Source organism: Streptomyces sp. a15 (assembly GCF_059026085.1).
Window position 1 is genome coordinate 45,522 of record NZ_JBWLKM010000047.1, and the last position, 26,209, is coordinate 71,730.

A 26,209-nucleotide genomic window follows, 5' to 3' on the forward strand; every position below is an offset into this window, starting at 1 on the left:
TGCGCGGCTTCGTCTGCCCCGGGCTTCGCGGCGTCAGCCTCCGCCTCGGTGGTGTCCTGAGCGGCCTCGTCGGCCTCCGGCTTCCCGCCGTCAGCCTGCGGCTCCGTGGCGGCCTGCCCGGCCTGCCCGGCCTCTTCGGTGTCGGAGCTGCCGGCCTGCGGCTCCACGGCGTCCTTGGCGGGCCCTTCGGCCGTCCCGGCTTTGGTGGTGTCCTGAGCGGGCTCGTCGGCCTTCGGCTTCCCGCCGTCAGCCTGCGGCTCTGTGGTGTCCTGTGCGGCCTGCCCGGCCTCTTCGGCGTCGCCGCTGTCGGCCTGCGGCTCCACGGCGTCCTTGGCGGGCCTTTCGGCCGTCCCGGTCTCGGTGGTGTCCTGCGCGGCTTCGTCTGCCCCGGGCTTCGCGGCGTCAGCCTCCGCCTCGGTGGTGTCCTGAGCGGCCTCGTCGGCCTCGTCGGCCTCGTCGGCCTCGTCGGCCTCTTCGGCGTCGGAGCTGCCGGCCTGCGGCCCCACGGCCCCCTTGGCGGGCCTTTCGGCCGTCCCGGCCTCCGTGGCGTCCTGCGCGGCCTCTTCGGCCCCCGGTGCCCCGGCGTGAGCCTCCGGCTGCGCGGCGTCCGGAGCAGCCTCCTCGGCCTTCTCCGCGTCCGCGGTGAGTTCCCGTACCGAGAACACCCTCGTCGCCGTGTCGACGCCGCCACGGGCCGTGGAGGCGGCGCCGGAGGACTCCCGGGCCACCGCGAGGCGCGGGTCGCGCTTCTCGGTGGGGTCGGGGGACTCCGTCCTGGCCTCGGGAACCGGGCCCGCGCTCCCCGACGTCGGTTCTGCCGACGACTCGCGCTGCTTCGACCTGTCGGGGGACTCGCCCGCCACCGATGCCTCCTCCATGCGCCGGACACCACCCGTGTCCGTGCGCCTATCGAACCGTGAACCGCCGCCCGGAACACCGCTGTCCCGCAGTGTCCGAACCATGTACCAGTGTCCTGTGTGTGGGCTTGCCCGGGACGGTAGACGAGAACGACATACCTACCGGTTCCCTTACAAACAGGTCACGCACCCTCGACAGACCATTGTGAGAGGGGTCACCCTGTCATTCATCCACGCGGGGAGGCATGGATGGGCATGAGCCGCAGAACACTTCCGGAGGAGCTTCTGCTACTGGCGCTGGACCCGGCCACGGGTACCACCGCACAGCCGCAGTCGCTCGACCTTGGTCTGGCCGGAGCGCAGCTAGTGGAGCTGGCGCTGGCCGGACGGATAGCCCCAGACGGGGATCGTATCGCCGTGGTGTCCCCACGGCCGACTGGAGATCCGACTTTGGACTGCGCGTTGGAGTTGCTGCGAAGGCGTGGCGCTCCGGTACGTGCTATCCACTGGATTGGCGGGCCGCGTCTCGGGCTGCGCCAGACCTACCTCTCGCATCTGGAGCGGTGCGGCATGGTGCATGCCGTGGCGGGCCAGATGTGCGGAGTGCTGCCGACGACTCGCTACCAGGCGAGTCAGACCGAGATCAGCCGGGAGATCAGAGCCCGACTGGACTCCGCGATCCGCACCGGCGTACCACCGGACCCGCGGACCGCGGCTCTCGCCGCACTGGCGCACGCGGTCGGCCTCGGCAAGCACCTGTATCCGGGGAACGAGGGACGCTCGTCCCGATCCCGGCTGCGGGACCTGATCAGGCACGACCCCATGGGTGGCCTCGTGGCGCACGCCGTGATGGACGTCCAGAACGGCGCGGCTGCCCAGCCGCGTCGCAGCCCGGCACCGGCCGGCCGCCAGGCCGCCCCCGGAGCCAGGCCCGCACCGGAACCCGCCCGCGGCGTTCCGATGCAACCGCGCCGAGGATCGATGGCGCGCGTCGTGGCCCACTGAGCGCGGTTCCACGACACCAGGGCACCAAGGGCACCAGGGCACCACACAGCATGACCCGCACCACCGAGCGCCGCACCGCAGTCCCCAAGACCGGTACGGGAGCCGCTGGGTCCGCGCATATCCACCGTTTCCCAGCGGTAGTACGCGCCTTGGTGGCAGTCTGCTCAACAGCAGATACGCAAAGTGGCAAGTATGAGGCACGCAGCCGGAGGTGCACGTCCCGTGGCGTCCAATGTCAATCCCACCGTCAGGCGGCGCCGACTGGGCCAGGAGCTGCGCAGGCTCCGCGAGCTCAAGGGCATGACGGCCGAGGAAGTCGCCGAGCGACTGCTGGTCTCGCAGTCGAAGATCAGCCGGCTGGAGAACGGCCGGCGCAGCATCAGCCAGCGCGACGTCCGCGATCTGTGCGGGGTGTACGAGGTCGAGGACCAGCGCATCGTCGAGTCGCTGATGCAGATGGCCAAGGACTCGCGGCAGCAGGGCTGGTGGCATGCCTTCGGGGACATCCCGTACAGCGTGTACATCGGCCTGGAGACCGACGCCGAGTCGCTGCGCGTCTACGAACCCCAGATCATCACCGGGCTGTTGCAGACCCGCGCCTATGCCGAGGCCATCATCAGGGGCGGCTCGCCCGAGACCTCGGACACCGAGATCGACAAGCGCGCGCAGGTCCGGCTGCGCCGGCAGGATCGTATCGCTGCCGAAAAGGACCCGCTCAGGTTGTGGGTGGTGCTGGACGAGGCGTCGCTGCGCCGGGTCGTGGGGAGCCGGCAGGTGATGCGCGAACAGCTGGAGTACCTGGGCGAGATGTCCCATCGTCCGCACATCACCGTGCAGGTGCTGCCGTTCGAGGTGGGGGCGCATCCCGGCATCAACGGCCAGTACTCCATCCTGGAGTTCGCCGACGCGGCCGACTCGAGCGTGGTGTACATCGAGGGCGTCACCAGCGACCTCTACCTGGAGAAGGCGCACGACGTGCAGAAGTACACGGTGATGTACGAGCACCTGCGGGCGCAGGCGCTGAACGTGGACCAGTCGCGTCAGCTCATCGAGGACGTGGCGAAGGAGTACGCCCGCGAGTCCGTCCACTGAGCCTTCCGGTGAACCCTTTTGGCAGGAAGCGCCGGATCTTACACCGCGGCCCGGGCTGCTGGAGGAGTCACGTGGAATATGCCATCCGGAAGAGTGAACGGCTGCTCCGAAAGGGGAAGTCGGCGAGTAGCGTCGATCACGCCAACGATCAATAGAGGTTGGCGGAAACCGAACTGCGCTACTGCCTAACGGAGCAAACATGGCAATTCGCCTGGGTGCCACGGAAACGTGGCTGACGTCCTCGTACACGAACAACAACGGTGCCTGCGTGATGGTCAGGTCGACCAAGGAGGCGTCGCTGGACGTGGGGGACACCAAGGTCGGCCCCGACGGAATCAAGGTGAGGTTCCCCGCGGACGCGTGGAACGCGTTCGTGGCCTCGGTCAAGGCGTAGGGAGAGGGTCTTTCTGATCCTCATCCCCAGCCGAGCGCACCACCGACAACTGCACAAGCACCACTGTAAGAGCCCTCTCGACCAGCTCGCCGTCCTTGCCGAGGGGGCTCGGCTTGTGCCCGGAAGCGGGCCGGCCCGACGCGGAGTTCAGCGCACCGGGAACGCCACGTCGCACACCGGGTCCTCGGCGCCCGCCGCGTCCCAGTCGGCGAAGTAGATCTCCCGGCACGGTCCGTCGTACTCCAGACCCTCCCGCTTCAGCCACGCCTCCACCGCCTCGAACGCGGCCAGGATCTGCGGATGCGCCACCTGCGCCTTGGAGATCCGCGTGTAGGCGAGCCGCCGGGCCGGCTCCACCCGGACCCCGGCCTCCCATCGCCGCCCCTGCCCGGCCGCCCAGGCCCGCGCCGCCGCCTCGTCGGCGACCGGCACGCAGGACTCGGCCGGGCCGTCGCTCTCCATCGACACCTCGGAGTGGTAGACGACGAACGGCGCCGCCGTCACACCCCCGCACTCCCGGGCCGCCGCCTCCAGGCGGCCCAGCGACGCGCCGATCCAGGCCGGCAGCTCGTCCGCCAGCGTGTGCCGGGTCTCGGTGATCACCACCTGCGCCGGTACGTCCACCGTCTCGACCTCGAACTTCCCGTACAACTCGGAGCTCCTCCCCGACAGTCGTCCACGGAGGTACTCGACGAGCGTCCGCTGCCCGGCCACCCGCGCCTCTACGTCCTCCCAGTACGCGGCGAGCCGGTCGGCGCCCTCGGTTCCCGCCGCCTCGACCACCTCGGCGATCCGCGCGAGCGGCATGTCGAGTTGGCGCAGCATGGCCACGAGCCGGGCGCGTTCGACCTGGCCCGCGCGGTAGTAGCGGTAGCCGCTGACCTCGTCGACGTGTGCCGGTGCCAGCAGTCCGAGCCGGTCGTACAGCCGCAGGGCCTTGGCCGACAGCCGGGCCCGCGCGGCGAACGCGCCGATGGTGAGCAGTCCTTCGTCCACCACGTCATCCTCCGTCACCGGGCGGCTCTTCCGCCCGGTGACGAGGACGCTCGACCCTGCCCCAGGGGCAAGGTCAACCAGGCCCCGGGGAAGCCCTGGGTAAGGAGGTCAGCCGGCCAGCTGTGCCTCGATGGCCGCCACGACCTCGGGCGCCTCCGGCTCGGTCTGCGGGGAGAAGCGGGCGACGACCTTGCCGTCGCGGCCGACGAGGAACTTCTCGAAGTTCCAGCGGATGTCCCCGCTGTGTCCCTCGGCGTCGGCGAAGCCGGTCAGGCGGTCGTACAGCGGGTGCCGGTCCTCCCCGTTGACCTCGACCTTCTCGGTCATCGGGAAGCTCACGCCGTAGGTCGCCGAGCAGAACTCGGCGATCTCCTCGGCGCTGCCGGGCTCCTGTCCGAGGAACTGGTTGCAGGGCACGCCGAGCACGGTGAGGCCGCGCTCCGCGTACTGCTCGTGGAGCCGCTCCAGGCCGGTGTACTGCGGGGTCAGCCCGCACTTGGAGGCCACGTTCACCACGAGCACGGCCCGGCCGGCGTACTGGGCGAGGTCCGCGGAGCCGCCCTGGAGGGCACCGATCTCGACGTCGAGGGGGGAAACGCCATTGCTGTCCACAGTCGTCATGAGCGGATGCTAGCCCGGCCGGGTGACGGCCCGGCCACCGGTGCGGAAGGAACCGTTCGGGCCGCCGCCCTCGTGCCCGCACAGGGGTGTGGGCATGGGGAGGACCCGGGGTCCCGAGGACAAGGTCGCGTTACGGCACCTGGGCGCGCGGCGCCTGAGCCTGCGGGCGGTACGGCTGCTGATCGGTGCGGGACTCGTCCTGCTGTCCTGGCCGTTGGCGACGCCGCTGGTCGACGAGTACCGGTCGCAGGAGGCGTACCGGAGTGCTTCCGCGTGCCCGGCCGGAGAGGTCCGTACGGCCTCGGGCGCGGACTGTCTGGTGCCCGGCACCGGCACGGTCACGGACAAGGAGACCGAGGAGTCCTGCAGCACGGACAGCTACGGCGTGGAGAGCTGCGCCACGCACTACCGCCTGCGTACGGACATGCGGGTCCACGGCGACGCGCGGACCGAGTGGATCCACGTGGGGCGGGACACGTACCGGCAGGTCGAGCGCGGCGACCGGGCGGAGCTGCTCCTCTGGCGGGACATCGTCGTGCGGATCACCGTCGGCGACCACACCGAGCAACTCGACCCGGCTTTCGGCTACCGGGCTCTGTTCGGGGAGTGGGGGAAGCTGTGGTCCCTGCTGGGCGCCTGGCTCGCCCCCGGCGTCGCCCTGCTCGTGGTGTTCGGCCGTCGGGAACTGCTCGGCGTGTCCTCCCCGGTCATTGTCCTGATGTATCTCTTGCTGGGCTTCCTGGCCGTCGCTGTGGTCGAGGCCGAGCTGTTCGGGCCGGGCGAGGGGTGGAAGATCCTGCTGGTGGTGGGGTTCGCCACGCTGCCAGTCGGCGTCATCGTGGCCTGCGTGAGAGAAGAGCTCCGCGAGACTGCGTAGGGCGTTTCGCACCCGATCCATACCAATCCATTGCGACCGCCACCCTTGACAGTCTGCGTACTGTTTCGCGACTTTTGATCCTTGGGGCAGGACGCGGCAACGCGTCATGGGGGAACACAGGGGAATACAGGGGGGCGGTCGCCCGTGCGAGCCACGAGCAAGGCCGAGGCGGACATCACGATCCACAGATCCGAGGAGCTGAGCACCGAGCTCCGCGGAGCCTGGCACCGGGCGATGGACGAGTCGCCCGAGTACGCGAACCCGTTCCTGGCACCGGAGTTCGCCGCCGGGGTCGGCCTGCACCGCGGCGGGGCGGCCCGGGTGGCCGTGCTGCACGAGCACGGGGAGCCGGTCGGCTTCCTCCCGTACGAGCGGGGCGCCTTCGGTGTCGGCCGGGCCATCGGTCTCGGTCTCTCCGACTGCCAGGCCCTCGTGCACCGCCCCGGTGTCACCTGGGACGCCCAGGAACTGCTGCGGGCCTGCGGGCTGTCCGTCCTCGAGTTCGACCACCTCGTCGAGGAGCAGAAGCCCTTCGGCGACTACGTGACGGGCACGTTCGCCTCGCCGGTCGTCGACCTCGAGGACAGCGGCGACAGCGACTACCCGCAGTGGCTGCGGGCCGCGTACCCGGGGCTGGCCAAGACGACGCTGAAGAAGGAACGCCGGCTGACCCGCAACGTGGGCGAGATGCGGTTCGTCCACGACGAGCGCGACCCGCGGATGCTGCGCCGGCTCATGGAGTGGAAGTCCGCCCAGTACCGCCGGACGGGCCGGATGGACCGGTTCGCGCGCCCGTGGATCGTCAACCTGGTGGAGCACCTCTTCCGCGTCCGCGAGGAGCACTTCACCGGCGTGCTGTCCGTGGTGTACGCGGGGGACCGGCCGGTGGCCGCGCACTTCGGGCCGCGCTCGCGCACCGTCTTCGCGGCCTGGTTCACCGCGTACGACCCCGACTTCCACTACTACTCGCCCGGCCTGATCATGCACCTGCGGATGGCCGAGGCGGCCGGACGCGACGGCGTGCGGCTCATGGACATGGGGCGCGGCGACAAGGAGTACAAGGACTGGCTCAAGACCCGTGAACTGCGCGTGGGCGAGGGGTTCGCGACCCGTCCGCACCCGGTCGCGGCGGCCCACCGGCTGTGGCGCAGACCGGTGCGCGGCCTGCGCAACACGGTCCTGGCCCATCCCACGCTGCGGGAGCCGGCCGACCGGCTCCTGAAGACGGTCGGCGGGCTGCGTACGTCGGCCGGCCCGGCGGCGGGCAGAGCGGCTCCGCGCGCGCACTGAGCGGACCGCTCCGCCTTTCCCTTCGCTCCGCGACTCCTCACAGACTCTTCTGTGGCTCCTTCTGTGGCTCTTCTGTGGCTCTTCGACGGCTCTTCAGGAAGAGGTGACGATGCCGTACGGATCGCGGCTCGCTGCGACGATGACACGGCGACTCGGACGCGAATGCGTCTACACGCCCTCGGCGCGGCTGGCCCTGTATCTGGCGCTGCGGCGCTGGTGCCGGCCCGGCGGCCGGGTGCTGATGTCGCCGGTGAACGACGACGTGATCCTCTTCGTCGTCCTGGCGGCCGGACTGCGCCCGGTACAGGCCCCGGTGTCGGCCTGGGACGGCAACATCGACCCGGCCGCCGTACCGGAGGCCACGTGGCGGAACGTGGACGCGGTGCTGACCACGAACCTGTACGGGGTACCCGACCGGGTCGGTGAACTGCGCCTGCGCTGCGACGAGTTGGGCATTCCGCTGATCGAGGACGCGGCCCACGCGATCGGCACGCACGTCGACGGACAGCCGATCGGCACGTTCGGCAGGGCGGCGGCCTTCAGCCTCTCCAAGCACGTGGCGGCGATGGCGGGCGGCTTCCTCGCCGTGGAGGACGTCCGCACCCGGCGCGAGCTGGAGCTCCTGCGGGACGACCTGCTCGAACCGACCCGTCTGCGCGCCGACCTGGCCGCGACCCTGCGCCCCCTGGCCCGCTCGGCCGTCCGCACCCTCCGCCTGGTCCGCCCCGCCTGGCGGACGATGCAGCGCCTCGGCCTCCTCGAACGCGACGACTTCCGCATGGCCCTGCACGCCCCGCGCCTGACCGCCTCCGCACTCCGGGCGCCGAACCTGACCGCGTACGAGCCATGGGTCCGCGTCGACCTGCACGACTTCCGCACCCGTCACGGGGCCCTGGTCCGAGGCCAGTTGGCCCTGCGCATGGCCCGGCTCGACACCGACCTCGCCCATCGCAGGGCCGGCGTCACCTTCCTCTCGGGCACGCCCTGGGCCTCCCCGGCCCTGCGCGACCGGGCCGCCCACAACGGCCCGTTCCCCCTCTTCCGTGCGCCGCTCCTGGTCGACGACCGGGACGCCCTCGTGGAGCGCCTCGTGAACCACGGCATCGTCTGCGGCTACATCTACGATCCTCCGCTCGACGACTACGCCGGCGCGGAGTTCGTGGAGCCGTCCCCCGACCCGGCTCCCGCCCGCTGGTTCGCCTCCCACGTCCTCCCGGCGGACCCTCTCCTCGCGCACCGGATCACCAGCGCCCTCACCAGGGAACGGGCCACGACGGCCCGCCCGCCGACCCCGGCCCCGGTCTCCGACACGAGGAGGCCGCCGACGCCGCTGGGGCAGTGAGCCCGCGTTCATCGGGACGGCGAGGGCGGTCAGGAACTGGACTGTTCAACTGGACTGTTCAACTGGACTGTTTCCCGCCGGTTACGATATCCGGATGGTGTAATTCCGGGCAACCATCGTTCATTACCGGTTGTCTTGCCGTTAATGAACAGTGAACCTGTGCCCGACGTCACGGTTGTCGTCGGCGCGTATGAAGCCATGCCCTATTTAGTCCGCTGTCTGGAATCGGTCGAGTCACAGACACTGGGATCCGGCCGAATCGAGATCGTGGCCGTCGACGACGGGTCGAGCGACGGCACCGGTGAATACCTGGAGAAATTCGCCGCCGTGTCGATGGTGCCCACCCGGGTGATACGGCAGGCCAATTCCGGTGGTCCCAGTGGCCCGCGCAATGTCGGCCTGGAGTCGGCCCGCGGCCGCTATGTCTTCTTTCTCGACGCCGACGACTATCTGGGGCACGAAGCCCTGGAGCGGATGGTCGCGATGGCCGACCGTGCCGGCACGGATGTGGTGCTCGGCAAGATGGAGGGGGTCGGCCGGGGCGTCGCGAGGTCGATGTTCGGCCGCACGCGGGAGCGTGCCGACGTCTACACCTCCGGCGTCATCTTCACGCTGAGCGCCCAGAAGCTGTTCCGGCGCGAACTGCTCCTGCGCCTTGGCCTCAGATTCGACGAGGACCTCACCACCGGCGAGGACGCCCTCTTCACCATGGAGGCGTATCTCAGCGGCAACGGCGTGTCCGTCGTCGCCGACTACGTCTGCTACTACCTGGTCCGCCGCGACGACGGAAAACACGCGACCCAAAGAGGCGACTACACGGCGCGCTTCGCGGCGATCCACGCGCTGATGGACCTGATCGCGCGACTCGTGCCGCCGGGTGCCGAACGCGATCAGCTGATGGTCCGGCCCTTCACGATCGGACTGCTGCAGCAATTCAGGGTCGGCCTGCTGAAAGAGCCGGAAAACGAGCAGCGGCACAAAATGGAACTCGCCGCTCCGATGATGACGGCGTACTGGACCAAGGGCATAGGCGACCGGATAAAGGTCGGGGAGCGGCTGATCCTCACCTGCGTTGCCATGGGCGCACTGGATCCCTTGAAGAACGTACTGGAATTCGTCCGCGCCAGGACGGTGCCGGAAGCGGTCCATCACGGCCGCGCCGGCCGCCTGCACCTCGCCTATCCGCATTTCCGCGACCGGCGCACGGGCATTCCCGACGAGGCGTACGAGGTCACCGTGCCGGACTGGTCCGGCAGCCGGCGCGTCCTGCCGTCGTCGAAGCTCCCGCAGCCGGCCGCCCGGCGGGCGGTGCGGAAGGTCCGCAGACATTTGCGGAGCCTGCGCACCCGTGGATAGGGCCGAGCGGAGCGGGACGCCACCGGCGCTAGGCAACTCCGTCGCGCCGTGGCACGATTTTGCGGGTGACCAGCAGACCCGACGCGACGCAGCACCTGCGCGACCTCGCGCGGCTGCGTCGCGTCCGCGACCGGATCGACCGGGAGTACGCGCAGCCGCTGGACGTCGAGGCGCTCGCACGGGGCGCGCACATGTCGGCCGGGCACCTCAGCCGCGAGTTCCGGCGTGCCTACGGAGAATCGCCGTACGGCTATCTCATGACCCGGCGCATCGAGCGCGCGATGGCGCTCCTGCGGCGTGGCGACCTCAACGTCACCGAGGTCTGCTTCGAGGTCGGCTGCTCCTCGCTGGGCACCTTCAGCACCCGCTTCACCGAGCTGGTCGGGATGCCGCCCAGCGTCTACCGCCGCGAGGCGGCGCGCGCGACGGCGGGCATGCCGTCCTGCGTGGCGAAACAAGTGACCAGGCCGATCAGGAATCGAGAAGCGCCGACCGCGAGCCCCGCCTAGCGTGACAGCCATGGACATCACCATTCATGCGAGCTCCCTCCCGCACGACGACCCGGAGGCCGCCCTGGCCTTCTACCGCGACGCCCTCGGCTTCGAGGTCCGCAGCGACGTCGGACAGGGCACGATGCGCTGGATCACGGTCGGCCCCGTCGGCCGGCCCGACACGTCCATCCTCCTGGCACCGCCGGCCGCCGACCCCGGCATCACCGACGACGAGCGCCGCACCATCGCCGAGATGATGGCCAAGGGCACCTACGGCTGGATCCTGCTGGCCACCCGGGACCTCGACGGCACCTTCGAGCGGGTGCAGGCCGCCGACAGCGCCGAGGTCGTCCAGGAGCCCACCAAGCAGCCGTACGGCATCCGCGACTGCGCCTTCCGCGATCCCGCCGGCAACCTGATCCGCATCCAGGAGCTGCCCTGAGCCGTCCGGCGTCGCAGCCGTGACCCGCACCCACACGCCACGGGCCGAAGCGGCGTGACTGCCGGGGTTCCCGCGCCGTGCGGACCCGACCGACAGATGGAGAGACGATGAGCAGGGCCACGAGGACGAACACGCAGTCGCCTGCGCCGCACGTTGCCGACAGCCACGACCTGATCCGCGTGCACGGCGCGCGCGAGAACAACCTCAAGGACGTCAGCATCGAGATCCCGAAGCGCCGGCTGACGGTGTTCACCGGCGTCTCCGGTTCGGGCAAGAGTTCGCTCGTGTTCAACACGATCGCCGCCGAGTCGCAGCGGCTGATCAACGAGACCTACAGCGCCTTCGTGCAGGGCTTCATGCCGACGCTGGCGCGGCCCGAGGTCGACGTACTCGACGGACTGACGACCGCGATCACCGTCGACCAGCAGCGGATGGGCGCCGACCCCCGCTCCACCGTCGGCACCGTCACCGACGCCAACGCGATGCTGCGCATCCTCTTCAGCCGGCTCGGCAAGCCGTACATCGGCCCGCCCAGCGCGTACTCCTTCAACACCGCCTCGGTCCGGGCCAGCGGTGCGATCACCGTCGAGCGCGGCAACAAGACCAAGGCGCAGAAGGCGACCTTCAACCGCACCGGCGGCATGTGCCCGCGCTGCGAGGGCCGGGGCTCGGTCTCCGACATCGACCTCACCCAGCTCTACGACGACTCCAAGTCGCTCGCCGAGGGCGCGTTCACCATCCCCGGCTGGAAGTCGGACAGCCAGTGGACCGTGGGCCTCTACGCCCAGTCGGGCCTCCTCGACCCGAACAAACCGATCCGCAGGTTCACCAAGAAGGAGATGCACGACTTCCTCTACGGCGAGTCGAGGAAGGTGAAGGTCAACGGCATCAACCTCACCTACGAAGGACTCATCCCCAAGATCCAGAAGTCGTTCCTGTCCAAGGACAAGGAGGCGATGCAGCCGCACATCCGGGCGTTCGTGGAGCGGGCGGTCACCTTCACCACCTGCCCCGAGTGCGATGGCACCCGGCTCAGCGAGGGCGCCCGGTCCTCGAAGATCAAGAAGGTCAGCATCGCCGACGCGTGCGCGATGGAGATCCGCGACCTGGCCGAATGGGTCCGCGGCCTCGACGAGCCGTCGGTGGCACCGCTGCTCACGGCACTCGTCGGAACCCTCGACTCGTTCGTGGAGATCGGCCTCGGCTACCTCTCGCTGGAGCGGCCGGCGGGCACGCTGTCGGGCGGCGAGGCCCAGCGCGTCAAGATGGTCCGCCACCTCGGCTCCTCGCTCACCGACACCACCTACGTCTTCGACGAGCCGACCATCGGCCTGCACCCCCATGACATCCAGCGGATGAACGACCTGCTGCTGCGGCTGCGGGACAAGGGCAACACCGTGCTCGTCGTGGAGCACAAGCCGGAGGCGATCGCGATCGCCGACCACGTCGTCGACCTCGGCCCCGGCGCCGGTACGGCGGGCGGCACCGTCTGCTTCGAGGGGACCGTCGAGGGGCTGCGGGCCAGCGGCACCGTCACCGGCCGCCACCTCGACGACCGGGCCACCCTCAAGGAGACCGTGCGCAAGTCCTCCGGCACACTGGAGATCCGCGACGCGACAAGGCACAACCTGCAGGGCGTCGACGTGGACATCCCCCTCGGCGTGCTCTGCGTGGTCACCGGCGTGGCGGGCTCCGGCAAGAGCTCCCTCGTCCACGGGTCGATCCCGGCCGGCGCGGGTGTGGTGTCGGTCGACCAGGCGGCGATCAAGGGCTCCCGACGCAGCAACCCGGCGACGTACACCGGACTGCTCGACCCGATCCGCAAGGCCTTCGCGAAGGTCAACGGCGTCAAGCCGGCGCTGTTCAGCGCCAACTCCGAGGGCGCCTGCCCCACCTGCAACGGCGCCGGCGTCATCTACACCGACCTGGCGATGATGGCCGGCGTCGCCACCACCTGCGAGGACTGCGAGGGCAAGCGGTTCCAGGCGGCGGTCCTGGACTACCACCTCGGCGGCCGCGACATCAGCGAGGTGCTCGCGATGTCGGCGACCGAGGCCGAGGAGTTCTTCGGCACCGGCGAGGCGCGCACGCCGGCCGCGCACGCCATCCTCGAGCGGCTCGCCGACGTCGGGCTCGGCTACCTCAGCCTCGGCCAGCCGCTCACCACCCTGTCCGGCGGCGAGCGGCAGCGGCTCAAGCTGGCCACCCACATGGCCGAGAAAGGCGGCATCTACATCCTCGACGAGCCGACCACCGGCCTCCACCTCGCCGACGTCGAGCACCTGCTCGGCCTGCTCGACCGGATCGTCGACTCCGGCAAGTCGGTCATCGTCGTCGAGCACCACCAGGCGGTCATGGCACACGCCGACTGGATCATCGACCTCGGCCCCGGCGCCGGCCACGACGGCGGCCGCATCGTCTTCGAGGGCACACCCGCCGACCTGGTCGACAGCCGCTCGACGCTGACCGGTGAGCACCTGGCGGCGTACGTCGGCGCCTGACGGAGTTCTTGGGGACGGGTGGCGCGGCGGCAAGGACCCGCCGCGCCACAGGTGGTCAGCGGTCAGCTGGTGCTGCAGGAGACGGTCGGCCAGGTCCAGTTGCCGTTGGGCTGGACGGTGACGCCGAAGGTGTTGCCGCTGCCGTTGGGTTTGGCGGTCAGCACTTGGGCGCTGGGGTAACTGGCGCTGGTGTTCCAGGTGGAGAGGACTCTCGCGGGGGAGGGCACGTTCATGGTCACGGTCCAGTTGCTGGAGCCGGAGAGCGAGACATTGAGGTTGTAGCGGTCGCTCCACTGCTGCCCGGCGGACAGGGTCGCCGTACACCCGCTTCCGGTGTCGCCACCGCCGCCGGCGCACGGCGCCCACGGGGACACGTACGTCCCCGACTTCCGCAAGGACAACGCCGTGATCACGTTCGTGTCATGGGCGGGCGCACGCCCGACTGTCGAGGAATACGAGCACGCCCACATCCAGGGCCGGGCACCACCTGGTGCGAGGTGGCGTCGTCCCCGATTCCGCAAGCAGCCCTGGGCACAGGCGCCCCGGCGCCCTCATCCGCCTGCGCCGCGTCCTCACCCCGCAGTCCCGCCCGCATCGAGCGGTGCGGCGGCGACGGTCGCCGGTGCGCTGCTGCCCTTGCTGATGGTGTGCGGGCTCTGACCTTGCGCGACCTGGATTTGAACGTGCGACATCGTTGATGTCAGGTGTGGGTGTCAGGCAGGCCGAGGCACGATGCTCACCGCGCGGTAGTCGTAGCCGTCCTGTTCGAAGCCGGGGGCTTCCCATGTGAGGTCGACCTGCTGTCCGACCTACGGGTTCTCTCTGCGCCGGCATTTGATGCGCTTGTGGTGCGGCCCGGCTGTCAGGGGCTGCCCGTACGCTACGCAGCGTTGGGTCGGTCTGCTGTCGCGGTACGGCGAGAGCGCGACCAAGGGGGGTGGCTCAGAAGAGATCCCCGAGCCACGTCGGTCCAGGACCTCGTGCAGCTTCGACACCACCCCCCTCCAACGTGGTTGAGCCACGGACGCCGGAACCGGCTCCCTCGGCACCGGCCGACGAGATGCCGGGCGGCGGCGCGCAGGTCCTGAGGGTCTTCTCCAGGCTCGTCTTCTCACCGTTGATCGCGTCGGCCGGCTGCTGTACGAAGAACTCCCGCGCGCGGCACACGCCACTGAAGCGACGCAGGTGATGTCCGACGACAACGACTCCGGCGCAAACACGCCGGAGTCGCCCTTCCGGGCGGTTGCACGTGAGAGTGAACCGACCCACAGTCAATATTACTGCGGACAGTGCTGTTCGAGTATATCCCGAGCGACGCATCGCCGCGCGCTTTCCTTCGGCCTGCCAGTCACCGAACACCGTGACGTGCCGACTTGGCTGTGCCGGGTGCGTCGCGCGCGGCCTGTCTACTGCGACCATGCCCTCGCACATCAGATAAGCGCAGGTGGCGGCCGGATCCTCGTCGAAAATCCCAAGATCATGAAGTGGCCTCGCTTCGGGCGACACCCATCGGAATGGCCATCTTTTGTGCGGGGCATGCGTGATCTTCTCGTGGTGTTTCTCCCGTCCCGCCGACTGCGCCGGGCGGACGCACCCGGCGACAATTGTGATTTTGGGGCCACCCGGCCCATTAGGCATTCCTATGAATTTTGCTGTCTATTCAGTAATTCCGGAGAACCAGCTCCGGGAAATCATCGACCGTCACACTCCTCAGTAATATGCCAACGCCAGAAACAGGCGATTCTGTGTGACCAGGAACCGCCAAGAACATCCGCAAAAGGGAGTTGGCCCCTCGACGACGCTGAATATCTCCGAAGCGCCGGTAAGGCGCACCATGTCGGTGTGGATCGCGGCGGTAACGGCGGTGGTGATCGCCGCCGTCGTCCTCGCGATGACGCCGACACGCGCAAACGCCCTCGCCACACCCGTGGACCTGGAAACGGCGGGCAGCTTCGCGGTGCTGGCCGGTTCCGCGGTCACCAACACCGGTCCTTCGGTGATCACCGGGAACCTCGGAGTGCACCCGGGAACGGCAGTCTCCGGCTTCCCGCCGGGCTTGGTGCTCGGGACCCAGCACCGCGCGAACGCGGTCGCGGCGCAAGCCAAGACGGACCTGGTCGCGGGCGCCACCACGGGTGGCGTGAACGGCGGCGTGAACGGCGGCGTGAACGGTGGCGTGATCGGTGGAAACGGCGACCACGACCACGAGGAGGAGCCCGGCAAGCCCGGCGACCATGATCACAACGACAAGCCCGGTGAGCATGACGGACATGGGGGACAGCCCGGCAAGCCCGGCAAACCCGAGGGCTACGGCAGCGATCACGAAGATCACCACAAGAAGGCTGCCTAGCTCCAAGTGAGCAAGCAGGGCGAGCGGCGCGCGACGGGTCGTGGTCGATTCCGTCGCGCGCCGCTGGCGAAGTCGGCGAAGTCTCGGGAGAGGTCATGCGAGAAGCCAGGGTGGAAAGGCCGGGTGGGGCCGTGCTGGGTGGCGCTGAAGGGGTGGACGTCGACGGACCGGACCGCACCGGCACTCCGCCGACAGGACAGCAGGAGGATCGGGGAGGGGAAGCCCTCGCGTGCCGTGGGTCTTCTAAATCTCCGCCCAGCCTCCTGAAGGCAGGGACGAGCGTCGCCGTGGTCCTTTGTCTGGCCACCGCCCTGGTCCATGTTCTCCTCGTGTTTCTGCACGTGGCGCCTCCGAACCCCCTCTCCCAGCAGTACAGCCGGCAGGTCGGTGCGTGGGTCTTCCCCTTGTTCGAGCAGAACTGGCGGCTCTTCGCGCCGGATCCGGAGTCGGTCAACCGGCAGATCTCGGCGAGGACCATGCACACCACCCCGGACGGCACCGCGCAGGTGAGCGGCTGGTTCGATCTGACCGCCGTCGACAACTCCGCGGTGAAGCACAACGCCTTCCCGAGCCACACGGCACAGAACATGCTGCGGCGGGCATGGAGTTCGTACCTCGAAACCCACGGTGGTGACGACCAGCCGCGCTCGCAGCGGGCGCTGATGGTGCAGCAGTACCTGACCAACATCGCGGCCGATCGCATCGCCGCCCATCGCGGTGGCAGCTTCGAGTCCGTCCAGCTGCGAGTGGTCACTGTGCCCATCGCGGCGCCCGCCGCGGCGGGCGTCCCCGGCCCGTCCGCTGCTGCTCCGAAGCCTGCTGAAACGCGGTATCTGCCCTGGTGGAAGGTGGCCTCCCATGGAAACTGAGCAGGCACAGACACGGTACGGGCGTACTCCCGAGCCGGCGGACGCAGGCACGTCGCGCCGCGTACCGGAGCGGATCGGTGCGTTGCTCGTCGTCCTGACCGAGCGGCCGGTCTCGCTGTACGCCGCGGCCGTGCTGCGGATCGGGTACGGGCTGCTCTAGTCTTCCTGCTGCGCGAGTTTCCGCACCGCGACGAGATCTGGGGGCCTGGTTCACCGTGGACGCCCGAGCTGGCCACGCAGCTGTTCGGCCAGACGGGGTGGGCCAGCCTCCTCACCCTGTCCGACAGCCGGGTGTACTTCGAGGTCTGTTACGCGTCGGCTCTCGTCACGTCCGCGCTGTTCATGCTGGGCTGGCGGACCCGAGCGGTGTCCGTGCTGTTCGCGATCATGGTGGCGTCGTTCCACGCCAGGGCGATCTTCATGACCGACGGCGGAGACAACCTCATCCTCCTGATGGCCATGTACCTCGTCTTCACGGCATGCGGCCGACGCTGGTCCCTGGATGCGCGCAGAACCCGTCTCCGAGGCTCCGCGGGCAAAGCCACGCGTCCGCCGGTGGGCCGCCGGGCTGCGGTCGGGCTCCGCGATTCCCACCGGACCCTGACGTCCGTGCTGCACAACTGCGGCATGTTCGTCATCGCGGCCCAGGTCTGCTTCCTCTACGGATCCGCGGGCCTCTACAAGGTGCAGGGCGGCACCTGGGGCAACGGCACCGCCCTCCACTACGTCCTGAACCTCGACCTGTTCCGGCCCTGGCCCGAACTCTCCCTCATGGCGGACGAGCACGACGTACTGCTCGCCATCGCCTGCTACCTGACAGTGCTGCTGCAGGTCGCCTTCCCGTTCGTCCTGTTCGGACGGCTCAAGTACCCGGTCCTGGCCTTGCTGCTGGGCATGCACCTGGGCATCGCCGTCCTCATGGGGCTGCCCCTCTTCTCCGGCGCGATGATCATCGCGGACGCCGTGTTCCTGCCGGACCGCTTCTACCGGTCACTGGGACGACTGTGGCGGCGCACGAGCAGGCGGGCAGACACCTGGAAGACGGGGGCTCCGCCTCACGGAGAGCCGCCACTCGTGCCGGCGCAGCCCGCACCGTCCGGCCACTGAAGCCCTGGGTGGTCCGGGCCGCGGCGACATGAGCCGGCTGTGGCGAGCCGTAGTTCCTCTGTCCGGGTTCCGGCGGCCGGTTCCTGCCGGCCTGAACGAAGGACCCGGCGCCGTTCTGTGAGGGCGCCCGTCGCCCTGCGGAAGCAGTTCCGAGCCCGCCCAGCGATGGAGGTCGGCCGTGTCGGTGTCGGACGGGTCGGCCGGCTGTTCGGCGACCAGCGCCTCGAAGAGGCTTCGACCATGGCTTCCCGCAGGAATGCCGCGCCCGAATGATCCGGGGGGGCACAGCCCTACGCCGTGCTGCCAGGCCGGGCGGGACCGAAGCGGGAAGATCAGCGCGTACCGGTGTCAAGTAGCCATCCGTACCGAGCAGGACGGCCTACGTCGCGCTGTATCCGCGGCCTCCGGACAGGACTACGCTGTGGGGTGAGGCCCCAGTCCCCGGTATCGATGCTGTGTCCCGCTCCCGGGGAGGCCCACTGTGTTCGCCCTGCTTCTCATCCTCATCGTGGCCCTGTTCGGCTTCGGCTTCCTCAACCCCATCTGGTGGGTGGCCGCGGCAGTGCTGGTCTACGGCGCCACCCGCTACGGCCGCGACCGTGGCGGAGGCCGGAGCCGTGGCGGCAGTTCCGACCTCGGGGACTACCGGGGCTACCAGGAGCGCCGGAATCGTCAGGAACGCTGGGACCGCCGCTACAGCCGTCAGCACCGGGCGCGCTGGAGGCGCGAGGACCGTCGGGACCGTGAACACCGCAGGTGACCTGTGAAGTGGTCCGTTGAGAGGTGTATGCCATGCAACGCACGACCGTGATCCAACAGGAGTGGTGGGATCTCCGGGCCGAGGCCACGTGGGGGAACACGCCGGCGGGGCAGGACGTCGTCGCCCTGCGCGCCGAGAATGACCAGCTGCGGCGGGCGCTGGCCGGCCGTGCGGTGATCGACCAGGCCCGCGGCATGGTGATGGTCCTGACCCCCTGCCGCCGCGGGGCGGCCAGGAAGCTGCTGGTGGATGTCTCACGGCAGTGCGACGCCAGACTTCCGGAGGTGGCAGCGGCCGTGGTCGCCGCCTGGGAGGGCAAGCCGCTCCCGGCACACGTGCAGCGGGCGCTGCGTCGTACGCTGCGGCGATTTCACGCGGAAAGGGAGAGGCCGTGATGCACGCCGCCGACCACCTATGGACAGGATGACTGCCCTGTGAGGTACGCACGATGCACCAGGTGACCACGCCCCGTGAAGAACAACGACTGTTGAGAACCGTGCCTGCGACGGGGGACGCGGATCTGCTGGCCGAGGTCGTCGAACTGCGCGCCAAGAACGAACAGTTGGCGCGAGCGCTGGCGAGCCGAGCGGTGATCGACCAGGCGCGCGGCATGGTGATGGCCCTCGCGCCGTGTTCCAGCGAGAGGGCCTGGGACGTGCTGGTGGACGTGTCGCAGCACTGCAACATCAAGCTCCGGGACGTGGCTGCGGCTCTGGTCGTCACGACGAACGACCGGACGCTTCCGGAGCCGATACAGCGGGAGCTGCGCCGAGCACTGCGGGGCCTTCATCTGGCGGACCGCACATCGACGCATGTCGCAACGAGGCACCGCCGCGACCCTCCGTGACTCCCGTTCCGGCGGGGGCGGCTACTCGGGCCGTTGGGTCCGGGCGTTGTGGGAGAGGCCGTCCGGATGCTCCGTCGTGCGCTCTCCGAGGGGCAGCAGCACCACGCACAGGACGGTCGGTGGTGCGCGGAGGACCCGCCCCGCCTCCTGCCAGCCCCAGGTCTCGAACGCGGCACGGGCCGGACGGTCGGACTGATCCACCAAGGTGACGCCGAGCGAAGCCTGATGGTCGGCGAGCAGGCGCTCCTGCAGGCGGCGGGCGAGCCCGTGAGCGTGCTCGTGCGGATGGACGAGGGTCTCGGTGATGGCGAACACATGGCCGGAGGCGGTCAGTTGCTCGAGGTTCTGTGGCAGAGGTCCCTCGAACTCCTGCCACCAGGAGCCGTCGCGCGGCACGGGGAATCCGAGGACACAGCCGGTCAGGGACTGCGCCTCGGCGACCAGCATGTCGAATCCCGGCTGTTGGACGTCGTGTGCCAGACGGCGCAGGAAGTCCTGCCGATCCTGGAATTCCTGACCGGCCGGGGTGGCGGAGGACTCCACGTAGAGATCCGCCAGGTCCTCTCGCATCCCCTCGGCCTGCCATCGGTTCAGTCGGCGCAGCCGCACCGTGTCCATGGCGGTCGGCTTGGAGCCTTCGGGTTCGTGGGGTTGCCGCGGAGTCTGCATGGGGCGCCTCGTTTCAGGAGACCGGAAACGTGCGGGAGTGCCATCGTGGCCGATGGGCGGTGCGGCGCCTGGGTCTGGGACGTCGTTCAGCAGCATAGCCCCGGATCGGCGCCGCGCCGGGGCCCGTTGGGGTCACTGGGGCGTCGGCGGATGGACGGTGCGGCGCCGATGGCGCGGATAGCGGCGGGGCACCGCCCGCACGCGTTGCTCTCGCCCGCATGTCGACCGTGAGCCGCCGCAGTTGAGTGGCGCAGTTCCTGTTTGGAAGCGGGCTGCCCGGGCACTCACCCGGTGTGCTTCAGACCGGAGGCACGCCCGTGGGGGCAGCTGTCGCTGCTCCCCAGTGTGCTGCGGTCTGCCGGCTCCCACGGTGAGCGACGCCACCGATCGGGGAGACACGTGCCCATGCCGTACGCACGCGCACAGAGCCCACGAAGCACACACCCCTATGACGACGCTCCGGACACCGATACCGCGTTCCGCCGTATCACCGCCCTCCCGGACGGCGCGGAGAAGTTCGCGCTGCGGCAGGAGGTGGTGTGCGCCTGGGCGCCGATGGCCGTACGGCTCGCCGGGCGCTTCCGCCATCGCGGCGAGTCCTTCGAAGACCTCAAGCAGGTCGCCCAACTCGGCCTGGTCAAGGCAGTGACCCGCTTCGACCCGGACCACGGCACCGCCTTCCCGAGTTTTGCCATACCGACGATCCTCGGCGAGGTGAAACGCCACTTCCGGGACCATCTGTGGGGCGTACATGTGCCGCGACGCGTACAGGAGCTGCGCGGCCGGGTCCGCACCGCCGGCCATGAGTGCGCTTCGCTCTACGGCCGTGAACCCTCCGTTCACGAGATCGCCGCGCACACCGGCCTCACCGAGGCGGAGGTACGGCTGGGGGAGGGGGCGATGGAGAGCTTCACCACGCAGTCCCTGGACGCCGGACCCGGCCGCTCCGAGCACAGTCACCCACTGACCGACACTCTCGGTGGCACGGAGCCCGGCTTCGACCTGATCGTCAACCGTCAGGCACTCCGCCCGCTGCTGCGGGCACTGCCCGAACGCGAACGACAGATCCTCTACATGAGGTTTTTCTGCGAGATGACGCAGGATCGGATCGCCCTGCAGCTCGGTCTCTCGCAGATGCACGTCTCCCGTCTGATCACCCGCACCTGTGCGCGCCTGCGCGACCAGGTGATGGCCGAGGCCCACGACGGCAGGAGGGCGGTGTGACGACGTCCCGGTGCACGGGCGGCGCCGGACTGCCGGGCCGGGGCCCGACGGCCTCGCTCGGTGTTCGGCGCTCGGCGCTGGGCGCTGTGTGGCGTACGTCAGGACCCCAGACCGGCGAGGGGTTCGGAGTCGTCGATGAAGGAGCGGGCCACGTCGACCAGGCGCCGGTTGTGGGCGCGGGCGTAGCCGCGCAGCGCGGTGAACGCCTGCTCCATGTCGATGCCCTGGCGTTCGGCGAGCTTCCCCTTCGCCTGTTCGATCAGTACCCGGCTGTTCAACGCCATCTGCAACTGTTCGTTGAGCACCGTGCCGCGGTGGACGGTGCGTTGTTGCAGCAGGCTGATGGTGGCGACGTCGGCCAGGGCCTGGGCGACCGGCGTGTAGGCCGGATCGAACGGGCCGGGAGTGGCGCGGAAGAGATTCAGGGCGCCGACGACCTCGTCCCGCAGACGCATGGGCAGGGCCTGGACCGCCCCGAACCCGCCGCGCTGGGCCGCCACCGCGAAGCGCGGCCAGCGGGCGGTCTCCGTACCGAGATCGGGAACGATCACCGGTGTGCCGGTGCGGAAGCACTCAAGGCAGGGGCCTTCGTCGTTCTGGAGCTGGAAGAGCTCCAGCAGGCGCACCTGTTCGTCCGAGGCGGCCATGACGCGGAGTTTGCCGTCCCGGTCGGCGAGCAGTACGCCGGCGGCGCTCGCGTCGAGCATTCCGACGCAGCGGTCGGTCAGCAGGCGCAGGAAGTCGATGAGGTCGAAGTCGGCGACCAGATTGTCGGCCAGCTCGACGAAGGTCTTGGCCAGAAGCTGTTGATCCATCGTGGGCACCCTCGATTGAGACTGGTCCCGGCCTGAACGGGCGGGAAATGCGGCGCGTTCGGCGGTCGGCAGTCATACGTCAGGTTCTCTCATCTTCCTCGTTCGGCTCCGCGTCCGGAGAGAAACGGACTCGGCGGGCCACCACGTCGGCGGCCACGTCGGCGAGCCGGCGGCCCCTCATATACGCGTAGGCACGAAGTCTGACGAAGGCTTCTTCGATGCCGACTCCGAGCTGGGCGGTGAGCATGCCGCTGGCCTGGTCGATCTCCGCGCGGTACGCGCCCAGGTCCTCGAAGCTCTGGTCCGGCATCGGACCGCCGGTCGGCGCGCCCGTCTCGTCGATCCTTGTATCGAGCAGGACCAACGTCGCGAGGTCGGCGAACGCCAGTGCGTCGGCCAGTTCCTCGGCGTCCAGCGCGGTCGGCACGTTGGCATACAGGTCCAGGACTCCAGGGCTGATCGCCCCCAGCTGCAGGGGGAGCGCGAAGACCGCGCGGGCTCCGGCTTCCAGGGCCGCGTCGGCGAACACCGTCCAGCGGTTCTGCAGGTCACGGGTGAGCAGATCGGGTGTCAGGACGGCCGAGCCGTGCAGGAAGGCGTCCACGCAGGGCCCTTCGCCCAGGGTGAGCTGGAGCTCTTCCAGTTGCTCGCTGATGGCGTCGGTGCTGCACAACGGATGGCTCGGCGCGGACCGGTACATCGCCGACAGCCCGGCCCCGCCGACCGGCAGCGCGGCCACGGCCGCGGTGCACACGTCCACCACACCGACCCGCGCACCACGCCGGACCGCCTGCTCGGCCACCAGCATCCGAACGCGGGACGACCGCCTGTCAGTCCCCACCCGGGCCACCCCTTCCAGGCGTTGTGACGAGGCCGTCCGTCCTGGCTGCGGTTCGTTCCCCGACGGGCCGTACCAGCGCACGGAACGTGGTCGAACGCCAAGGCGCTGCCGGAAGCCCTGAGTGGGGCTCCTTGCTCAGCGGCGACGTCCACTTCCCCGGGGGGACCGGCCGGCCCCTACGCCGGCCACGTGCACGGCGAGGAAAGCAAGGCCGACGAACATGAGACTCGTCGGACTGAAGATCGTATCTGTCGACGTCTCCGTGACGCGGATGATGAAGGCGATGACGAAGAGCGCGCCCGCCACGAATGCCAGCATCTGTCTTCTCCTGCCGATGGACGGTGAATCACCGGTGACCCCGGTGGCTGCGCCGCTATCAGCTGGCTTCCCCGTACGGTGCCGATCAGTCGTGCGAATCCAGTGACAGGTGGTGATGTCGGCGGGAAGGCTCGGCAACTGGCACGTTCTCGTTCAGCTTTCCGGCTGCCGAGCCAGATAGTCCTTGAGCCGCGCGTGCCGGAACTCGTAGAAGGGCCCTGTCTCTCGCAGTACGTCCCGTTCGCGGGCGTCCTCGAGGAAGCGCATCGCCCTCAGCGGGAGGACACGCAGCACCCACAGCTGGACGAACACGACCATGGTCCGCCAGCTGTTGGACACGGTGAGGCCGGCCGCGGTCCCGGTCACGACACCGACCACCACTCCGGTGATGAGTCCGACCGGTATCGCGACCCCGAGGGGATCGTGCCGGGCGGTGGCAAGGGAATCGGTGAGCCCGGCCGCGAACCCCATGGCGAGTCCGAAGACGACGCCCGTGGAGAGGCTGTGTTTCCGGTCCTCGTTCCAGGCGGACTTCGGGCCCGCGGGGGAGTCGGCGTTCGGCGCGATCCGGGCGAAGCCGTCGAGGAGGCCGAACGCGAGGACGTAGGCGATGCCGATGGCCAGGCCGACGACGAGCCCGCGCCGCGTTCCCTGGGCGAGGCCGAGCGGGATACCGCCCGCCAGGCCGGCCGGGACCCCGGTGGCGAGCCCGGCCGGGAGTCCCACCACCAGTCGGCCCAGGAAGCGAAGTAGGGGCGATGCCTGTGAGCTCGTGGTGGCCTCGGGAGGAGTCAGGTCCAGCAGGCCGGCGGCGAAACCGGTCCCGATCCCGGCCGTCAGGGCAGCCACCGGCGCCGCGATCACCGTCGCGACCGGTCCGGCTGCGGGGCCGACGGTCAGCGCCACCGCGCTCCCGACCGCGAGCCCGGACATCAACCCCATCCCGGCGTTGAAGCTTGCCCTCTCGGAGCCTCGGAGCAGATTGACATGCGCGGCGCGCCGTTCGGTGACGATTCCGGTGGCGAGCCCGAGCACCGCACCGGCCACCACGGCCGGGAGCACCCCGATGACCGTCCGTTCGCCGAGTTCGTTGGTGAACCGCCCCACGAGAGCGGCGATCAGCCCCGCGGCGAGACCGCCGCCGGCTATCCCCGCGAGGATCCGCCAGGCGGCGGAGGCCCACTCGTGCATGCGCCACCACGCCAGTTCCTGTGCCTCGTCGCTGGTCATCCGCTTGGCGATGCGGCCGAGCCAGCGCTGCGCCTGGTCCAGGGTGTACGGGGTGGAGGCGTTGGGGCGGTCAGGAGGGTACGCCCGGTGCAGGATCTGCTTGAGGAGACGGTCGTGGATGTCCTCGGGAGTTCTGAACCTCCCGGGCGTCAGCAACTCCTCCACCAGCGCGGGGAATCCGTCGATCTCGCCTTGGGGGAAGGCGTCCCGCAGCAGGGTCAGCATCAGAGGCGTACGGAGGGCCCGTGCCAGTACACCGTCGGGCTCTTCTCTGACGCGCTCGGCCAGCGGCTGCCGGAGGTGCAAGTGGACTCCATCGGGCTGCCAGGCTGAGAGACAGTCCGCCGCCACCCCGGCCGGCACGGGTTGGAGTTCGAGTACGGCGGCCCTGGGGAGCCGCCGGATCTGCGCCGCTTGCGTGAACTGCTCGTTCCTGCTGAAGATCACCAGCCGGATGTTCTCGCTCAGATCGCGCAGGGCGAGCAGCGCCGCGTCCCGCTGCTCGGGGTCGATGTCGTCGAAGCCGTCGAGGAACAGTGCGATGCGCCGCTCGCAGATCAACTGTGCCGGCGTCCGAGTGCTCAAGGAGGGTGCGCGCAGGGCTTTGAAGTCACTGACGAGCCGGTCGGCGAGCCAGTCCTGGACCTTCTGGATCTTCGGGTTCCAGCCCTTCGGAGTGAGCAGCACCGGAACCGGCACCCGCTCGCGCTCCCGCTCGTCCTCGATGGCCTGGCGTTCCTGAACGGCCTTCAGAACTGTGAGAACGGCGGCTGCGGACTTGCCTGATCCTGGCTCACCGAGCACGACCACTCGACCGCTCCTCACCCCGGCGTAGACGTTGAACAGCTCGCCGAGACCCCCTTCTGCCAGCATGCCCGGTGAGGCGGGCTCGGCGTTCGGCAGAACCGCGAAGCGCGGCGAACCCACACCATGTTCCGGATGTTCTGGGTGGATGACGTCCTCGGGACGTCCGAAAACCTGGTGGCGTGACCACATCCAGCGGACCGGCACGGGCTCGTGCTCGACCAGATTCCGAGCGCGCTGCCGCTGATCGTAAAGCTCAACGGCCTCCCTCGCGAGGGCGTCCGCCGCCTGCGCCGGCGTCCTCGGCGAGTCGTCGGCGGCGACGGAACCGTCCATCAGCAGGGCCCAGATCCCCAGCACCAGCGCACCCAGCAGCTCCGCCGCGGCTCCGCTGACCAGGGCAACCAGTTTCTCGCTGTCGACGAAGGCGAGGATGACGGAGAATCCGGCCGCGACGAGCAGCGCGAATGCTCCCAACGCCGCCCTCCGTCTGCGACTCAAACCACGGAAAGGGGACGGCATATGACGGAGTGTGACAAGGTCCCGGCAATGCCGCCACCACTTTCGGACTGCCGCTGACGGGCGTACTGTCCATTGCCTTCGTCGTGGAGCCCGGTTCGGGCTCGTGGCCTTCGGGGCCGGTATGACTCGTTGCCCCTGTCCTTGGTGATCCGGGGGGTGCTGTCGCCGGTCCCGGCGGCACCGGATGGTCGCTGATGGAAGCGTGTCCGCCGACAGGCAGGCCTACCTGGACAAGCAGATCAAGCGAATGGACGCGATCGTCGACCGCATCGAGGCAGGTTGGCGAGGACCGGCAGCGACGGCGTACCGCGGATTCCATCGGGCGGCGGCCGAGGACGCCGTGCGCATCCGTGAAGTGATCCGGCACCTCGAGCAGGACGTACGCCTGAGCCGGGTGGTTCGTCGTGCTCACCGCCGAACAGGACCAGTCCGAACCGCTGCCCGCGACCGGCAGCGTGGTCGGGATCGACCTGGGCATAGCGAACTTCCTCGCGGACTCAGGCGGCGAGTTCGTGCCCAACCCACGCCACGGCCGCCGTGCGGCTGAGAAGCTCCAGGCAGCGCAGCAGGCGCTGTCCCGGTTCCCGCG

23 protein-coding genes and 6 pseudogenes are annotated in these 26,209 nt (G+C 69.6%); 19 read left to right on the forward strand and 10 right to left on the reverse strand.

The features are described 5' to 3' along the window. A pseudogene (locus AC5P09_RS34220) lies at positions 1–878 on the reverse strand (D-alanyl-D-alanine carboxypeptidase); the annotation flags it as partial. A gap of 228 nt (positions 879–1,106) precedes the next feature. Between AC5P09_RS34220 and AC5P09_RS34225 the strand changes: the two are divergent. From AC5P09_RS34225 to AC5P09_RS34235, 3 genes are all read left to right on the forward strand, one after another. Further along, entirely contained in the window at positions 1,107–1,862 is a 756-nt protein-coding gene (locus AC5P09_RS34225) for a GOLPH3/VPS74 family protein (protein WP_493877602.1), read from the forward strand. 222 nt (positions 1,863–2,084) lie between these two features. After that, positions 2,085–2,954 (forward strand): helix-turn-helix domain-containing protein, encoded by an 870-nt coding sequence (locus AC5P09_RS34230; protein WP_493877603.1) that lies wholly within the window; start codon positions 2,085–2,087, stop codon positions 2,952–2,954. Positions 2,955–3,153: 199 nt separating this feature from the next. Beyond that, a complete protein-coding gene (locus AC5P09_RS34235; protein ID WP_493877604.1) occupies positions 3,154–3,348 on the forward strand; it encodes a DUF397 domain-containing protein in 195 nt (64 codons plus the stop codon). A gap of 147 nt (positions 3,349–3,495) precedes the next feature. Here the strand turns inward: AC5P09_RS34235 and AC5P09_RS34240 are convergent, their stop codons facing one another. Further along, positions 3,496–4,362 carry a MerR family transcriptional regulator gene (locus AC5P09_RS34240; RefSeq protein WP_493877605.1) on the reverse strand — a complete coding sequence of 289 codons (867 nt, stop codon included), beginning with the start codon at positions 4,360–4,362 and terminating at the stop codon, positions 3,496–3,498. Positions 4,363–4,452: 90 nt separating this feature from the next. Then, positions 4,453–4,965, reverse strand: a complete 513-nt coding sequence (locus AC5P09_RS34245; protein ID WP_266438021.1) for a glutathione peroxidase — start codon at positions 4,963–4,965, stop codon at positions 4,453–4,455. A 94-nt stretch (positions 4,966–5,059) separates the two neighbouring features. Between AC5P09_RS34245 and AC5P09_RS34250 the strand changes: the two genes are divergently transcribed. The 7 genes from AC5P09_RS34250 (at position 5,060) to AC5P09_RS34280 (ending at position 13,264) form a co-directional block, all read left to right on the forward strand. Beyond that, a complete protein-coding gene (locus AC5P09_RS34250; protein WP_493877606.1) occupies positions 5,060–5,842 on the forward strand; it encodes a hypothetical protein in 783 nt (260 codons plus the stop codon). A 144-nt stretch (positions 5,843–5,986) separates the two neighbouring features. Next, positions 5,987–7,132, forward strand: a complete 1,146-nt coding sequence (locus AC5P09_RS34255) for a GNAT family N-acetyltransferase (RefSeq protein ID WP_493877607.1) — start codon at positions 5,987–5,989, stop codon at positions 7,130–7,132. Between the two features lie 109 nt (positions 7,133–7,241). Next, positions 7,242–8,474 (forward strand): DegT/DnrJ/EryC1/StrS family aminotransferase, encoded by a 1,233-nt coding sequence (locus tag AC5P09_RS34260; RefSeq protein WP_493877608.1) that lies wholly within the window; start codon positions 7,242–7,244, stop codon positions 8,472–8,474. Positions 8,475–8,618: 144 nt separating this feature from the next. Beyond that, positions 8,619–9,830, forward strand: a complete 1,212-nt coding sequence (locus AC5P09_RS34265; protein WP_493877609.1) for a glycosyltransferase family 2 protein — start codon at positions 8,619–8,621, stop codon at positions 9,828–9,830. A 65-nt stretch (positions 9,831–9,895) separates the two neighbouring features. Beyond that, complete coding sequence (locus tag AC5P09_RS34270; protein ID WP_493877610.1) at positions 9,896–10,339, forward strand: helix-turn-helix transcriptional regulator; 444 nt, start codon at positions 9,896–9,898, stop codon at positions 10,337–10,339. Between the two features lie 10 nt (positions 10,340–10,349). After that, positions 10,350–10,763: a VOC family protein gene (locus AC5P09_RS34275; protein WP_493877611.1), complete on the forward strand. Its 414-nt coding sequence runs from the start codon at positions 10,350–10,352 to the stop codon at positions 10,761–10,763. Between the two features lie 107 nt (positions 10,764–10,870). Next, entirely contained in the window at positions 10,871–13,264 is a 2,394-nt protein-coding gene (locus tag AC5P09_RS34280) for an ATP-binding cassette domain-containing protein (RefSeq protein WP_493877612.1), read from the forward strand. Positions 13,265–13,326: 62 nt separating this feature from the next. Here the strand turns inward: AC5P09_RS34280 and AC5P09_RS34285 are convergent. Then, positions 13,327–13,614 (reverse strand): annotated as a pseudogene (locus tag AC5P09_RS34285) (polysaccharide deacetylase family protein); the annotation flags it as partial. Positions 13,615–13,977: 363 nt separating this feature from the next. Then, positions 13,978–14,070 (reverse strand): annotated as a pseudogene (locus AC5P09_RS34290) (cold shock domain-containing protein); the annotation flags it as partial. A 941-nt stretch (positions 14,071–15,011) separates the two neighbouring features. Here AC5P09_RS34290 and AC5P09_RS34295 point away from each other — a divergent pair. From AC5P09_RS34295 to AC5P09_RS34320, 6 genes and pseudogenes are all read left to right on the forward strand, one after another. Beyond that, entirely contained in the window at positions 15,012–15,614 is a 603-nt protein-coding gene (locus tag AC5P09_RS34295) for an ice-binding family protein (RefSeq protein WP_493877613.1), read from the forward strand. 329 nt (positions 15,615–15,943) lie between these two features. Then, positions 15,944–16,483 (forward strand): DUF5819 family protein, encoded by a 540-nt coding sequence (locus AC5P09_RS34300; protein ID WP_493877614.1) that lies wholly within the window; start codon positions 15,944–15,946, stop codon positions 16,481–16,483. Beyond that, positions 16,473–17,590 (forward strand): annotated as a pseudogene (locus AC5P09_RS34305) (HTTM domain-containing protein). Before AC5P09_RS34300 ends, AC5P09_RS34305 begins: the two are co-directional and overlap by 11 nt. 481 nt (positions 17,591–18,071) lie before the next feature. Next, positions 18,072–18,350, forward strand: a complete 279-nt coding sequence (locus tag AC5P09_RS34310) for a hypothetical protein (protein ID WP_266438041.1) — start codon at positions 18,072–18,074, stop codon at positions 18,348–18,350. Positions 18,351–18,382: 32 nt separating this feature from the next. After that, positions 18,383–18,745 carry an ANTAR domain-containing protein gene (locus tag AC5P09_RS34315; protein WP_493877615.1) on the forward strand — a complete coding sequence of 121 codons (363 nt, stop codon included), beginning with the start codon at positions 18,383–18,385 and terminating at the stop codon, positions 18,743–18,745. A gap of 53 nt (positions 18,746–18,798) precedes the next feature. Then, on the forward strand, positions 18,799–19,197 hold the full coding sequence (locus AC5P09_RS34320; protein WP_493877616.1) for an ANTAR domain-containing protein: 399 nt from the start codon (positions 18,799–18,801) through the stop codon (positions 19,195–19,197). A gap of 21 nt (positions 19,198–19,218) precedes the next feature. On the opposite strand, the gene AC5P09_RS34325 is transcribed toward AC5P09_RS34320, so the two are convergent. Continuing rightward, positions 19,219–19,866: a hypothetical protein gene (locus tag AC5P09_RS34325; RefSeq protein WP_493877617.1), complete on the reverse strand. Its 648-nt coding sequence runs from the start codon at positions 19,864–19,866 to the stop codon at positions 19,219–19,221. A gap of 405 nt (positions 19,867–20,271) precedes the next feature. On the opposite strand from AC5P09_RS34325, the gene AC5P09_RS34330 reads away from it, so the two are divergent. Next, positions 20,272–21,090, forward strand: a complete 819-nt coding sequence (locus AC5P09_RS34330) for a SigB/SigF/SigG family RNA polymerase sigma factor (RefSeq protein ID WP_493877618.1) — start codon at positions 20,272–20,274, stop codon at positions 21,088–21,090. A gap of 98 nt (positions 21,091–21,188) precedes the next feature. Here AC5P09_RS34330 and AC5P09_RS34335 read toward each other — a convergent pair whose 3' ends face one another. The 4 genes from AC5P09_RS34335 to AC5P09_RS34350 all read right to left on the reverse strand — a co-directional run bounded on the left by AC5P09_RS34335 (position 21,189) and on the right by AC5P09_RS34350 (position 25,575). After that, a complete protein-coding gene (locus AC5P09_RS34335; RefSeq protein WP_493877619.1) occupies positions 21,189–21,905 on the reverse strand; it encodes a GAF and ANTAR domain-containing protein in 717 nt (238 codons plus the stop codon). Positions 21,906–21,984: 79 nt separating this feature from the next. Then, on the reverse strand, positions 21,985–22,746 hold the full coding sequence (locus AC5P09_RS34340; RefSeq protein ID WP_307675520.1) for a GAF and ANTAR domain-containing protein: 762 nt from the start codon (positions 22,744–22,746) through the stop codon (positions 21,985–21,987). Between the two features lie 135 nt (positions 22,747–22,881). Then, the gene (locus AC5P09_RS34345; protein WP_493877620.1) at positions 22,882–23,064 is read right to left on the reverse strand and encodes a hypothetical protein; all 183 of its coding nucleotides are present in this window, start codon (positions 23,062–23,064) and stop codon (positions 22,882–22,884) included. A 153-nt stretch (positions 23,065–23,217) separates the two neighbouring features. Then, positions 23,218–25,575 (reverse strand): NACHT domain-containing protein, encoded by a 2,358-nt coding sequence (locus AC5P09_RS34350; RefSeq protein WP_493877621.1) that lies wholly within the window; start codon positions 25,573–25,575, stop codon positions 23,218–23,220. A gap of 229 nt (positions 25,576–25,804) precedes the next feature. Between AC5P09_RS34350 and AC5P09_RS34355 the strand changes: the two are divergent. After that, positions 25,805–26,014, forward strand: a pseudogene (locus tag AC5P09_RS34355) (hypothetical protein); the annotation flags it as partial. A 1-nt stretch (position 26,015) separates the two neighbouring features. Further along, positions 26,016–26,209: pseudogene (locus AC5P09_RS34360) on the forward strand (transposase); the annotation flags it as partial.